This is a genomic window from Sphingomonas daechungensis (assembly GCF_014489495.1).
GTDB lineage: Bacteria > Pseudomonadota > Alphaproteobacteria > Sphingomonadales > Sphingomonadaceae > Sphingomicrobium > Sphingomicrobium daechungense.
This window is the reverse complement of record NZ_CP060780.1, coordinates 1,596,151-1,608,356: the sequence shown is the minus strand read 5'-3', so window position 1 is coordinate 1,608,356 and position 12,206 is coordinate 1,596,151. Positions and strand designations below refer to the sequence as shown.

Annotated in this window: 13 protein-coding genes and 1 pseudogene; 8 read left to right on the top strand and 6 right to left on the bottom strand. The window is 58.7% G+C overall.

The features are described from left to right. Positions 1-94: 94 nt before the first annotated feature. From H9L15_RS08625 to H9L15_RS18795, 3 genes are all read left to right on the top strand, one after another. Positions 95-364, top strand: a complete 270-nt coding sequence (locus tag H9L15_RS08625) for a GlsB/YeaQ/YmgE family stress response membrane protein (RefSeq protein ID WP_187713816.1) — start codon at positions 95-97, stop codon at positions 362-364. A gap of 33 nt (positions 365-397) precedes the next feature. After that, the gene (locus H9L15_RS08620) at positions 398-655 is read left to right on the top strand and encodes a DUF6894 family protein (RefSeq protein ID WP_345167065.1); all 258 of its coding nucleotides are present in this window, start codon (positions 398-400) and stop codon (positions 653-655) included. A 211-nt stretch (positions 656-866) separates the two neighbouring features. Beyond that, positions 867-989, top strand: coding sequence for a hypothetical protein (locus H9L15_RS18795; RefSeq protein WP_262984756.1), 123 nt, complete (start codon positions 867-869; stop codon positions 987-989). Positions 990-1,550: 561 nt separating this feature from the next. Here H9L15_RS18795 and H9L15_RS08615 read toward each other — a convergent pair. Further along, positions 1,551-2,570, bottom strand: a complete 1,020-nt coding sequence (locus tag H9L15_RS08615; protein WP_187713814.1) for a sensor histidine kinase — start codon at positions 2,568-2,570, stop codon at positions 1,551-1,553. A gap of 3 nt (positions 2,571-2,573) precedes the next feature. Continuing rightward, positions 2,574-2,930, bottom strand: coding sequence for a response regulator (locus H9L15_RS08610; protein WP_187713813.1), 357 nt, complete (start codon positions 2,928-2,930; stop codon positions 2,574-2,576). Between the two features lie 264 nt (positions 2,931-3,194). On the opposite strand from H9L15_RS08610, the gene H9L15_RS08605 reads away from it, so the two are divergent. The 4 genes from H9L15_RS08605 (at position 3,195) to H9L15_RS08590 (ending at position 5,777) form a co-directional block, all read left to right on the top strand. Next, on the top strand, positions 3,195-4,220 hold the full coding sequence (locus tag H9L15_RS08605) for a calcium:proton antiporter (RefSeq protein ID WP_223276113.1): 1,026 nt from the start codon (positions 3,195-3,197) through the stop codon (positions 4,218-4,220). A gap of 170 nt (positions 4,221-4,390) precedes the next feature. After that, positions 4,391-4,579 (top strand): hypothetical protein, encoded by a 189-nt coding sequence (locus H9L15_RS08600; RefSeq protein ID WP_223276112.1) that lies wholly within the window; start codon positions 4,391-4,393, stop codon positions 4,577-4,579. 38 nt (positions 4,580-4,617) lie between these two features. Beyond that, positions 4,618-4,902 (top strand): hypothetical protein, encoded by a 285-nt coding sequence (locus H9L15_RS08595; protein ID WP_187713810.1) that lies wholly within the window; start codon positions 4,618-4,620, stop codon positions 4,900-4,902. A gap of 659 nt (positions 4,903-5,561) precedes the next feature. After that, a complete protein-coding gene (locus H9L15_RS08590) occupies positions 5,562-5,777 on the top strand; it encodes a hypothetical protein (protein WP_187713809.1) in 216 nt (71 codons plus the stop codon). Between the two features lie 2,103 nt (positions 5,778-7,880). Here H9L15_RS08590 and H9L15_RS08585 read toward each other — a convergent pair. Then, positions 7,881-8,990 (bottom strand): extracellular catalytic domain type 1 short-chain-length polyhydroxyalkanoate depolymerase, encoded by a 1,110-nt coding sequence (locus H9L15_RS08585; protein WP_187713808.1) that lies wholly within the window; start codon positions 8,988-8,990, stop codon positions 7,881-7,883. 173 nt (positions 8,991-9,163) lie between these two features. Here H9L15_RS08585 and H9L15_RS08580 point away from each other — a divergent pair, with 173 nt between their 5' ends. Then, a complete protein-coding gene (locus H9L15_RS08580; RefSeq protein WP_187713807.1) occupies positions 9,164-9,547 on the top strand; it encodes a response regulator in 384 nt (127 codons plus the stop codon). Positions 9,548-9,840: 293 nt separating this feature from the next. On the opposite strand, the gene H9L15_RS08575 is transcribed toward H9L15_RS08580, so the two are convergent. From H9L15_RS08575 to H9L15_RS08565, 3 genes and pseudogenes are all read right to left on the bottom strand, one after another. Continuing rightward, the gene (locus H9L15_RS08575) at positions 9,841-10,488 is read right to left on the bottom strand and encodes a hypothetical protein (protein ID WP_187715946.1); all 648 of its coding nucleotides are present in this window, start codon (positions 10,486-10,488) and stop codon (positions 9,841-9,843) included. Positions 10,489-10,665: 177 nt separating this feature from the next. Beyond that, positions 10,666-10,899: a DUF2061 domain-containing protein gene (locus H9L15_RS08570; protein WP_187713806.1), complete on the bottom strand. Its 234-nt coding sequence runs from the start codon at positions 10,897-10,899 to the stop codon at positions 10,666-10,668. A gap of 101 nt (positions 10,900-11,000) precedes the next feature. Continuing rightward, a pseudogene (locus H9L15_RS08565) lies at positions 11,001-11,884 on the bottom strand (manganese catalase family protein). Positions 11,885-12,206 lie beyond the last annotated feature (322 nt).

The following is a 12,206-nucleotide window of genomic DNA, read 5'->3' as shown; positions in this document are numbered from 1 at the left end:
ACGTCGGACCGAAAGACGGTGGCCGAAGTCCTGCCGCAGTGGCTTGCCTCGATCGACCACGATGAAAACTGCTGAGAAAGAAAGCTAAGCCGATATGGGCATTCTTGTTGCGGTCGTGTTTGGCGCAGTCATTGGCTGGGGCGCGAGCGTCTTGTTGAGGACCTCAACGTCAGAGGGGATTTTGCTGGACGTTGCGGCGGGTTTCCTTGGCTCTCTTCCGGCAGCGTCACTCTTGGGGCACGACTTCATTCTCGACAGTCTGCTCGCCGGAGGACTGGGCGCCCTGATGGGCGTTGCTGTCTTGAACCTCGTGCGCTTCAGGCTGGCGCCCTCTTCGACACGCTCTCCCAACGAACAACCGTAGGAACGGTTCTTCGGTACAGTCCGTTTGGCCGTGATGCCGCTATTCTTCTTCAATCAAGCCGGTGCGATCTACGACCCCGATGTCGAGGGCATTGAACTGGCGACCATTTCTGACGCCCGCATTCAAGCCGTGAAATTTGCCGGCGAGGCGCTGCGCGACCGGCCGGAGCTAACATGGCTTGGCGACGAGTATCGCGTCGAAGTGACCGACGAAAAACAACTCATCCTGTTCACCTTCGTCGCAATCGCCGTTGATGCACCTGCAGCAAAAGCAATGTTCCCGAAGGGCTAAGACCCGTCTCGTGCGACTTTCTCCACTCGAGTGCGTTGTGAGAGCATGACAAAAATCATTCCGAAGGCTCGTAGGACCGAATCCAAGCAAGAGCGCGCGGATCGCATAAAACAAACAAACCAAAAGGCATTGGTTGCTGCACTCCTCACCGAAGAACAGATTGACGCGATGATCCGCGGAAACATTGCGCTCCATGGTGCATAGTTTTTCAATGTCGAAATGGGTGGTTGAGAGCTGGGAATGGCGGACGCTGATGACCGAGCCCGAGCAAGAGGCGCTCTCCGAAATACCGAACGAGGGGATGCGTGCTGACCTGCTCGCTCGCCAGTCGTGACGCGTGGCGTCAAAGCTTAGGTCCGTCGGCCGGGGCAACTGCGGCACTGCCGCAGTGGTTCGCGAGCCTCTGTCAGGTTGAGAATCGCTAATGCGCAGGAGCCAAGCAGGTCTCTGTTCCGAGAACTCGTCTGGCCGTCACCTCTGGATCGTGAGTTCCACGAGGGAGCATACCTCTCAGGGGCTGACGCTCTACTTCTGTAAGGCCTGTCAAATGGAAGCCATGGAAGGGCAAAAGGGCGAACAGGTCTAAAGCCGTCAAATCTCCGCCGCCCGCTTGCCGCACTCTGAGCAGCGAAGTCGCTCCCGGAGCCCCCAAAGTTTTTCAGGACGGCGAGCGCTACTGCCGCCTCGGCGCTGGTCAGAACGTTCTTCCTCCCCTCGGTCGCGCATTCGACCGACAGTTTGAGCCCGAAGCGGACGAAGTCCCTCGTTGTGCGGAATCCTTCCGCCGCTAGCGTGGTGAGACCGAACCGCGAGCACGGGCGCCTGCGGATTGTGGCAAGTGGAAGCTTTCGACGTAAAGCGGTCACCAGAGCGTGCGTGGCTGGCGCCGGCGCACCTAAGAGACGTGAGCCACTATCACTTTGGTACCCGGTTTTTGGTCAGCCACCTCGACGGTGGCATCCAGCTGTTTCGCAAGCGCTTCGACAATCCCTGTGCCGAGTCCTGGCTTCGCGCCACTCTCTGCTGCCATTCCGTCCCCATCGTCACCGACCGTTAGCGACCATCCTTCGTCGTTCGATGAGTAGTCGACTTCAATCTGGCCCTTCCGGTTCGGGCCGGGGAACGCGTGCTTGAGCGCATTGATGACAAGTTCGGTGACTATCAGGCCAAGACTGACCGAAACATTGGCATTTGTGACCGTCTCGTCGACCTTCGACGATAGGGAGATCCGGTTTGCATCGTCGATCATGGACGCGCCGATGCTGGCGCACAGGTCACTCAGGTATTTTTTCAGTTCGACCTTATCGGCACTCTTCATCGCCAGCTGCTTTTGCAGCGTGGCAATCGACATGACCCTCTGATGTGCGTCCTGGAGATGGGTCCGGGTCTCTTCGGATTGCACTCGGCGAGCGCTCTGCATGAGGACGCTGGCGATGATCTGGAGGCTGTTCGCTACGCGGTGCTGAAGCTCCTGTAGGAGGATCTGGTTTCGCTGCACCAGTTCATCCTTGAGTCTCTCGGCCAAGCGCGCGGACGTGATGTCCGTCACGGCTAGAACAATCCTGGGCTGCTCAGCGTTGCCATACTCGAGTTTGTGTGCGTTGAGCACCAGGCAGGCAGGTTCGTGCCCCTTGCGTTTGAGGTCCATCTCGTAAGCGTCGATCGAAGCGGCGTCGTCGAATGTGGCGCGGAGCAGCGAATTGAGCTGCGGCACATCCCATTCCCCGTCCCCCAAAGCCGCGAGCTTCGTCCCGTTTACCGTCGATGGATCGATCCCGAACGCACTGCAAAACGATCCGCTTGCTCCGATTACGGTCAAGTCATCGGCGAGCAACAGCAATGGAGCCTTCGATGAAACAATCAAGGCTGTGCCGAGAGCAGTGACAGTGTTCGACACGGGGATGGCCTGCGACATTGTCTATGCCTCTTTCGCTGTCGCCAACGCCGATCGAACGGCTGTGGCGACAAGTTCGTTGGTGAATGGCTTTACGATCAGCGGATGGTGAGGCATGCGCTTTACCACATCGGCTGGGCTACCGGTGATGAAGATGACGGGAATGGGTGGGCCGCCACATATCTGGTCCACCGCATCGATCCCGCTGCCGGGATTCAATTGCACATCCGCGGTAATAAGGTCTGGGCATTTTAGCTGCGCGGCCACAATCGCCTGCTCCGTCGAATTCACGACGTCAAACGAGGTGAACCCGCATTCTTCCAATATGTCCTGGATGGACATCGCGATCAGTGTTTCATCTTCGATGATCAGTGCGTGCATTGCCGCGCTCCTTGAGGGGAACGCGCCACGGCTCCAGCACCAAAGCCCCACTGAATGACTGGTGATATGGCCTCAACGGATTGGACCGCTGATCGTTGCAATGCGGCGGAAGTCGACCATCAAGAGCGCGTGCTTCTAGCGTTCGCTTTCCACCAGTTCCTGCCGCGACAGTCGTCGACCCATTGCGCACATTTCTCATCCGCCTAGACGGAGCGTGTGCCAAAAACCTTGAGACACTGGACGTGGCTAGCGCCCGCACTCGCCTTGCTCCTTGTTGGAATCAATGCCGGTGCCACCCTATCGCCACCACTGATTGGGGTGGGCCTGATTGGTGCGGTGCTGGCCGCTGTCCATCATGCCGAATTGATTGCGCATCGCGTTGGCGAGCCTTTCGGGACTTTCCTGCTGGCGATCGCTGTGACCATTATCGAGCTTGGGCTGATCATCACCTTGATGGCTTCGGGCGGCGAGAGCGCGGCCACATTGGCGCGGGACACAGTGTTCGCTGCCGTTATGATCATCCTCAACGGCCTGGTGGGTCTTTGCATCCTGATCGGAGCTGTCGGACACAAAGAGCAGGTCTTTCAGCAAACGGGGGTCAGCGCGTCGCTTGCCACGATATGCGCTTTGACGGTGCTTACCCTTGTCCTGCCCAACTTCACCACCAGTGAGCCGGGTCCCGTCTACGCCCCCTCGCAACTGGGCTTCGTCGCAGTCGTATCGTTTCTCCTCTACATCACCTTCGTTGCGGTACAGACAGTTCGGCACCGTGACTATTTCCTTCCGGATCTGGCCGTCATCGCGAATAACGAGATTCACGCGGAGCCCCCGTCGAATGGGGTGACCCTTATTTCCGCGGTCTTGCTGATTTCCTGCCTTGGCGCCGTAGTGCTGTTGGCCAAGGCACTTGCTCCGCCAATCGAACGTGCCGTCGCGGCCGCCGGTGCGCCGATTGCCATCGTTGGTGTCATCATTGCCGGCCTGGTTCTCTTGCCAGAGAGCGTGGCAGCAGTGCGGGCCGCGCACGCAAACCGCCTCCAAACCAGCCTCAACTTGGGCCTGGGTTCGGCTTTGGCGACCATCGGGCTCACGATCCCGGCAGTCGCCGCCTTGTCGCTTGCGATAGGTCTACCGATTGCCCTTGGCCTGGACGTCAAGAGTGCCGTACTGCTCTTTTTGACGTTGGTCGTCTCAACTTTGACGCTCGGGACTGGCCGGACCACAGTCCTTCAGGGAGCGGTGCACCTGGTGATCTTCGCAGTCTATCTGTTTACAACCGTGGTTCCTTAGGCATTTGCTCTGCACTCATCGGCGACGAGTCCATACTCTGTGAGTGGAGCTAGGGTTGGAAGCATGCAGGCTTTCACCTTTGAATAGGTAATTCCGCACTCTTGTGGTAAGCTCTCCCATCGCAGGCTTTCCCCTAAGCATCTTGTGACTGAGAGACTTTGTGCTCCCGCTTGAAGCAGGAGTCCGAAGTGACCGGTCATTCGACAAGAGCTGGGGCAGCTACCGCCCCCGAAAGCAGCGAAGACGATCTTCGCCGCTATGGAATCTCCACCGAGGAGCGCGTTAGCTACCTCTGGAACGGCTATCGCTATTCCAATGCCGGCGACGCCATCGCCGCTGCGAAACGCGCAGCCCGATGATGCCGCAGGGGTCAAGTTTTGGAGCCGAGCGAACGTCCATGCGCACCGTCCGCTTCGCGCGGCCTTTCAAGGTCGGCAATTCGGACGAAATTCTGCCTGCCGGCGACTATCAAGTAGAGACGGTCGAGCAGTCCATGGATGCGGCACAAGGGACTGTTCATGTGCGCAAAAGCACTACCTTGATCATTCCGACCGCCACCGGCTTTCGATGCCGTGAAATTCCAGCAGCACAGCTCGAAGACGCCCTCGCTCAGGACTCTAATCGGCAGCTCGAAGAGCCGTCCGAGAATCCCGATCGTGAGAAATCAGACAGCGTTGCGTGAGTGCTCTCGACACGGGCAGCACGTTCAAGCGAGTTATCCTTAATGTCTTGGGCGAATGGGATTGCCGAAACGGCGGATCATCCCTGCGTCAAAAACGAGACCCCAGCGATGAGGCGCGCTGACGCCGGGCGGTGTCCAAAGGATCCCGGCGGCAAACATTTGCTGGATCAAGATCACGCAGGACGCGAGGTAGGGTCTCTGCTCCACTTCACCTGCGCCACATGCGGCACGCAGACAAAGCCTTAGCATCCGAATTTCGTCTATAGTTGTGCGTGGCGCTGAGTTGATAGCCCGATTTCGCAAGTGTCCATCTTCGGACCGTTCACGTGCTTGTTCGTGGTCTCCCGGAAGGGCCTCAGTGGCGTGAGTCAAACTTCGACCCAATCCTGCAGTTTGTTGCTCTTTCGGCACAAGCCGGTGTTTTTAGCCTGACGACTTGCCAAGCCGTTTTCAGGGCCCGGTGCGGAACGGTTGCCTCTAACAATCATTCGGTAAGTGAGGTCCCATGCACCCACCTTCAGACGTGGGGTCTCGCATAGGGCGGCTCGGACCTCTCCCTCGACAGGTTCGAGCCGTTTGACTGGCCTTCAGTCAACCAGCTTGCGCCTGAAAGCTGCGCTACCTCGGGACGCTGAAGACAGAGCAGGACGATCAAAGCAATGCGCGACACCAGTTATATTGTCGGAATGATCGCAGCCTTGTTTCTCGTCGTCGCAGGTGTGGCATGGCTGCGGATCATCCAGAAACCCGATCGCCAGCCGCCGTCCAAGAAGAATATCAGGCGCGGAAACTCGGCCTCAATGGTCCTCGTCTGCGCGTTTTTTCTAAGCGCGTTTGCTGCCGTCGCGGGGATCGTCGGATGGTTTCAGCGTTAAGGCGTCCAAGCCACTCCGCAGACTCAAGAGCCAGCGCATCGCGCCTCCACTCACGCCCGAAATGCGGCTATCCACCTATTGCGGACTTTAAGGGCTTTCGCACGTCCTTGTTCGACTGCTTTAACCTTACGCCCAATTTGACGTCTCCTAAACCGAGTATTCTCCCAGCATTTGAGAGACAGGGTGTTTCCGGTCTACGGCTTCCTCGGCCTCGGGCAATCGGGTCCCGCATCGTCCGAGGGCCGTGTCTGTGACGGCGAATAGCGGATCAGGTGGAAGTGTTCCACCGCAGGGCGGGGGTGAGGGAGTGAAACGCAATCATCGCGCACCGTGGACGGCTGAGGCAGTCGACGAACTGGAGCGCCTCGCGAGCCAGTGCCTGACGGCACGCGAAATAGCAGATCAGACTGGACGAACCGAAGAGGCCATCAGGCTCAAAGCGAGGTTTCGTGGCATCAAGCTTGCGAAAGCTGAGCCTCGATCGGAGGTCTCGGCTGGGATGCGAAATGATGTTCGTTCGTACGATGACGAGATCGACGAGATGGTGAAGCGGAGTATTGAGCAACACGGCCCATAGTTCGAGACGCGCGGTCACTAGAGAAGATCTCCTTCTCTACCCGCTCCCAAATCTCGATCGAGCCCTAACAAAAGTTGCCGGGGTGGGATGCTGCGGCAGAGCCCCAAGCGTCGCAGGCTCTCTGGAAGCTCGTTCGACTTTCCCCCGTGGATCGAAGTCCCACAGGGAAACGTACTGCCCACGCACCAGCGCTCTTCTTCTGTCAAGCTTGCCACTGGGAAGGCATTGAGAGGCAAGATGACTGATGTGGCCATGGACAATCGTGAGCGGGCAGCCACGATAAGGGCGGAACGCTTAGCCTCACCAGTCATTCCGTAAGCGAGGCTCCGTCATCCCCATTTGGACGGAAGCCTGAATCGGGCGGCTCGGGCTTTCCCCCTCGAAGGTTCCGGGTCGCTTGAGGAACACTTTTGGTGACCAGCGGTTCTGCTGCTGAGAACCTTCGTCCGCGTTCTGCAGCCCCGGCTGTGCGTAAGAAGGTGATCGCGTTCTGAGCGGCTCAGTCTCCTGAGGGACTGGGCCGCTTTTTTTCAGATGCGACCGTTTACGGGAGGGGTCAGCCTCGCGCTAGAATTTCCAGGGTTTGCGCTATCGGAGCGTCTCGTGCGGGATCTTGGGCGAGCCGCTCAATTACGGAGCCGGTAAGCGTGGTCGATGTTTGCCACGACGCCGATGATCGACGTCCGACGGCCGGCAAAGCAGTCATTCTGTACGCGACGGTCCAATGAGCAGTACGTTGACCCGGACACGCCCGCTGGCAAATCGCGTTACGGCGATCGCGCAACGGCAACGACGGCTCAAAACGTCGGTTCAGGCAGACGGATCGGCAAAGTTTACTGGGATCAGCGATGGAGAGGCCAGGGGCAGTCTTCGATCCAACGAGACTACGGCCTAAGGGTCACTGGCTTCATCGAATGTCAGGTAGCTCCGGCCGGTGGCAGCCTGCCATCGTCGTGTTCCGTTCACAGCCGTGACTCGGCGCGGAAAGCCTTTGCCGCGAAGGCCGTTGCTCCATCTGGCGATAAGCGGGCGAAAATAATTCATCAGATACTCCAAGGCGGCGCCTCCGCGGCGCGGCAACAACGCTTGGCGAGCGTCCCCACTTCGGACCGTCCGCATTCTGCTGGAACGGCGCGGCCGGCTAAGGCTTGGCAGTCTCTTGCCGCCTCGAAACGACCGTCGGCGGCCTGCCGCGTTCATGCCGCCGGTCTAAATCCCTGTTCGCTAGCCTTGCGAGAAGGCAATAGATTACGATGACAGTTGTCAGGCCCAGCCATCCGCTCACGAAGAATAATGGCACCACGGCGAGGGTGAGAAGGAGAAGCGCGAGACCGTACCTATTCATTGTGCGACGACTTCAACGCGTCGACGCCCGAAAAGACCCCTTCCGTCATGGCCGTGCGTGACAATGACATCGTTCGGAACTTCTCCTTTGGCCAGCACCCACTAAGCCGCAATCCAGTTCGACGGAGTCGCAGGTTTCCACTCAAGGCGGACTAGCTAATCGGCGGCGAGAGCGCGGCTGCCTATTTCAACAATCCTGCGCTTCGCAGCGCATCTTCAATGGTACGCTGGATTCCTGACCCCTGTGACAACGGGACGGCTTGAGCGCGAGGAGGCGCTCGCTCGATTGTCGCCGACGAGGCTTTCGGAGAAGCTGGCGTGCTCGCCTTGTTCTGTTCGGCGGCAATCCCCCAGAAGGTGGCGATCAGCCGGGTGGAAGAGATGCTGGCATCGAGCATAAAGGGCGCTGCCGTCTCGCCATGGTCGCTGCCGATGACGTCGAGCGGAGTGCCGTGTCCAAGCCCAGTAACGCTATATTCTTCGACAACGGCGCGACCACTCGCATCGCGCCAAACGCGGTGCGGATAACCATTGACGGTATCAACTTCGTTTGGGGCAGCTGGGGCGCCGTGTAGCGGGAGCCACTGGTTGATCAACGCTGACGCATTCAGCTGGTCAACCGTACTGTCGGCGCTGCCATGCCAGACTGACAGGCGGGGCCAAGGGCCGCTATGGGTGGAAGCATTCTTTACTAGCTCTGCAAGCGCTTCGAGTGCGGGGCCGCCGTGGCCTCTCATTCGGTCGAACGCTTCTGGAACGGTGCTCGCAACGCCATACGGAAGGCCAGCGATGACTGCGCCCGCAGCGAAGACCTCCGGATAGGTCGCCAGCATGACTGCGGCCATCGCGCCGCCCGCAGACAGCCCGTTAACGAAAACCTTGTCGGCGTGCGTATGGTGACGTGTCTGCACCGCCGTGATCATCTGCTGGATCGACAGCGCCTCGCCCTGGCCGCGGGCGGTGTTGGCCGGAGAAAACCAGTTGAAGCAGAGGTTGGGATTATTCGCGCGCTGCTGCTCCGGGTAAAGAACGACGAAGCCGAACTCATCGGCAAGCCGGGACCAGCCGGAGCTCTCGTCGTAGCTCCTCGCATTCTGCGTACATCCGTGGAGAACGACGACCAGCGGTGCACCGACATCGACCGTTTCAGGTACATAAATCCAGGACTTCAGCCGGCCAGGGTTCGACCCGAAGCCGGCGAAGAGCTCGAGCCGACTGTTCGTTGGTGTCGACGCGGGCGGGACCGTACGGAAGCGCTTGAGACGGACGAGGGTGTCGGACAGGTTTCGCATGCGGCAACTCCGGAGCTAATGGCAACAGCGTCGGAATGCTGCACTGCACAATATGGGTCCGCTGAACGTCAAAACAATGAAGCTGGCTGGAACGACGACGCGAAATCAATCGTCCGCAGCCCGCGCCACGCGCGCACTTGGGAACGTTGCTGAAGTGAGATCGCTTATCAAAAATGAGCAACACCCTTCCAAAAGAAGTCCTTGTTGTTGAGGACGAGCCGCTCGTTCGAATGGTCGCGGCCGGCGCCCTTACTGACCGAGGCATCAGGACGTGGGAGGCCCGTGACGCCGAAGAGGCGCTGGATGTCCTTCATAGACATCCGGGGATCAGCGTCGTCTTTACGGATGTGAACATGCCTGGCGCGATGAATGGTCTTGGTTTGGCAAACCAAGTGAGTGTGATCCGCCCGGACGTAAAGTTGGTCGTGACGTCCGGCGCAGTGAGAATCGCCGATGCGGACTTGCCCGATCATGGCACGTTCTTGCCAAAACCTTACGGAACTGAAGTCATGGTCGATCTCGTCACGGGAAAGCTCGACGCAGCTTCACTTCCGTGACGGACTGGAGCGCAGGCAGAAATGACCCAGCTCTATTCTATCAAGACGCGGGCAAGCAGCATCGAAAAGTAGTTCGCTGACAGACCGTCGCGACCTTTTTTTGCAGTCGACCAGTCCCTGAAACCGCGTCCGGCCCGGCGGGGAAATTGTCCACCCAACTCAACAAGTCTCAACGTGATCGCGACTTCATTTTGCCGCCGCTACCGAGCTTGCCTTCGACCCCTGCGGTATCCGTTCGCGTCACGCGACCCGGCCTCAATTCGAGACCGGGTCGTCGAACGGATCGATCTTCCTCACCCGCGATAGGCGTTGGCGCGACTGATCCGGATGTTGGTGACAGCGCCGCGATAGTCGACGTTGCAGCGGAAGCTTAGGTCGCCGTTCGTCGCATAGCCCGGGTTCTGGCCATACGCCCGGTCGTTGGGACGATAGCCGTTGCGACTGTCGAGCAGGCCGGACACGCGCAAGCCATTCGGGCGGCGTTCCACGTTGGTGATGGCAGTGACGCGCATATTCATGCCGTAGCCTTGGTTATAGCCGCGATTGGCGTTGTAGCCGTAGGCGTTGCCATTGGGCTGCTGGCGATACCGGCTCGACGCCTGGGCCATGGCCGCGCTCGCACACTGCTGGATCGCGGTGCGGTCCGGCACATTGTAGCGGTTGCCCAAAAGCTGGCCGATGACCGAACCGATATCACCCTGCTGGTTGTAACCGTAACCCGGCTGACCGTAACCTGGCTGCCCGTAACCTGGCTGGCCGTAACCTGGCTGACCGTAGACCGGCTGCTGCGGGTGGGCCTGCTGCGGATAGTAGCCATATCCGGGCTGACCGGGGCGGGTTCTGGAACCTGGCCCTGGTATTGCGCCGCGGCGGGACCGGCAAGGCTGATCACAGCAGCAGCAAGCAGGACGCTTCTTAAAATGGTCATTTGACTTCCTCATCTCGCGCAGAAATCGCTGGCAAGTTCAGAAGTACAACGAAGGTGTACAAAGAAAGACGCATGAACCTAAAACAACGCACTCCACCTTAACTTCGGGCACGGAATACAGGCAGAATATCGCCAACTCACGGCGGAACCTGACTCAGGACAGTAAAAGGCGACAGGTGTCGCCCCAGTTCTAGTGACAAGGAAGAGACCCCCTTGGCGATTTTCGTGAAACGTCGCGGCAGAGAGCGCCTCTCCAAATCCTCTCGTGGAAAAAGAATGCGACAGCATTGATCATGGGTTCGACTAGGGCGATGCCGCCAGCAACCGCAATTGATCCTGTGAACAAATACGCGACGCTGAATCCAATCGTTAGGTGGATCGCGAGGTATGTGATCGTCTTGGATAAATCAGCGTGCCTACTCATTACAGGCGGCATCGTGTCCCTTTCAAAGCCGATTCTCGTGAGGTGACTAAAGCACCCCCGCCAGCTCGACCGCGTTGTTGATATCCTTTGCGCCACCCTTGTCATCGTCTGTGATCAAGCCTGCCCGGGCCGGCCCCCAGATCCGCGCCCGTAGTGAAGTCGGTGGACGGATCGGAAGCAGTGCGAATGGACAGTTTTTCAACCGCCGAAGTCATTGCGGTGTCGAGGTTCACCGTTGCGGAACCATCGCCGTTGTCCATCGGCATGGTCTTTTCGAGATCGTCAATGCGGTCCCACTGTTCGCCCGTGTTCCACGAGCCCTCCATGTCACCATCTCCTTGAGACGTATTGACGTAAATGTTGGCATACCGCTCAATTCCAGGGAGCTTGCCGGATGGGAAATTGTCCTCGATCGCGTAAAGTGCTTTCTCAAAGGACTTTTGGTGGGCAATCTCGCGCGTCATGAGGAACCCAAGCGCTTCCTTAATCCCCGGGTCATCCGTAATATTGATCAGTCGTTCGTAGACGACTTTCGCACGGCTCTCGGCCGCAATGTTCGAGCGAAGGTCGCAGGTCGGATCGCCCTTCGTGTCGACGTAGGCGGCCGTCCATGGAACACCCGACGAGTTAGTTAACGCTGGTCCGCCGCCATAGAGAATGGACTGGGTATGGCTGTTACCACCAGCGTTGATCGAGAGGTAAAGATCAGCTTCCTCCATTGCGGCTTCCGAAAGTTCTGCCTTCACGCCCTTGTTTAGCATCGCGACAATCGAGCCGATCACCTCAAGATGACTGAGCTCCTCGGTCGCGATGTCGAGCAATAAGTCCTTACGGCCAGGATCAAGCTCGCCGAGACCCTGCGTGAAATATCGCATCGCCGCAGCGAGCTCACCGTCGGGGCCCCGAACTGTTCAAGTAGAAGAGAGGCGAGTGCAGGATTGGGTTCGGCAACCCTGACGGTATATTGAAGGCGCTTGTTGTGCATGAACATGAGTGAAACTCCACGCCCGAGCTGGGCCACCTCCCAACCAGCAGCTCCGTGTGTAAGTTCCTGAGTTAAATGAATAAATCGCCCTCGAAGATCGGCACCCCGGTCGGGTTGTCCACGGATCGAGAAGCGGGGCGCACGATGGGCTATGCAATTGCTAGAGATCGCCGACGAGAGCCAGGAAGCTCGTTGATCGCCCTTCGAATGTCGTAAGGCCGAGCGCTCACGTCAACGCGATAATCAATATGAATGCGACGGCCGCCAGCACTATGCCGCCGCCAAAACGGTGGTCATGCCTTTGACATTAACCGAGCCGCGC

Coding starts and splice junctions, on each gene's coding strand:
- H9L15_RS08625 (WP_187713816.1), top strand. CDS start 95: ATGGGCATTCTTGTTGCGGTCGTGTTTGGCGCAGTCATTGGCTGGGGC.
- H9L15_RS08620 (WP_345167065.1), top strand. CDS start 398: ATGCCGCTATTCTTCTTCAATCAAGCCGGTGCGATCTACGACCCCGAT.
- H9L15_RS18795 (WP_262984756.1), top strand. CDS start 867: ATGTCGAAATGGGTGGTTGAGAGCTGGGAATGGCGGACGCTGATGACC.
- H9L15_RS08615 (WP_187713814.1), bottom strand. CDS start 2,570: ATGTCGCAGGCCATCCCCGTGTCGAACACTGTCACTGCTCTCGGCACA.
- H9L15_RS08610 (WP_187713813.1), bottom strand. CDS start 2,930: ATGCACGCACTGATCATCGAAGATGAAACACTGATCGCGATGTCCATC.
- H9L15_RS08595 (WP_187713810.1), top strand. CDS start 4,618: ATGCGCACCGTCCGCTTCGCGCGGCCTTTCAAGGTCGGCAATTCGGAC.
- H9L15_RS08590 (WP_187713809.1), top strand. CDS start 5,562: ATGCGCGACACCAGTTATATTGTCGGAATGATCGCAGCCTTGTTTCTC.
- H9L15_RS08585 (WP_187713808.1), bottom strand. CDS start 8,990: ATGCGAAACCTGTCCGACACCCTCGTCCGTCTCAAGCGCTTCCGTACG.
- H9L15_RS08580 (WP_187713807.1), top strand. CDS start 9,164: ATGAGCAACACCCTTCCAAAAGAAGTCCTTGTTGTTGAGGACGAGCCG.
- H9L15_RS08575 (WP_187715946.1), bottom strand. CDS start 10,488: ATGAGGAAGTCAAATGACCATTTTAAGAAGCGTCCTGCTTGCTGCTGC.
- H9L15_RS08570 (WP_187713806.1), bottom strand. CDS start 10,899: ATGAGTAGGCACGCTGATTTATCCAAGACGATCACATACCTCGCGATC.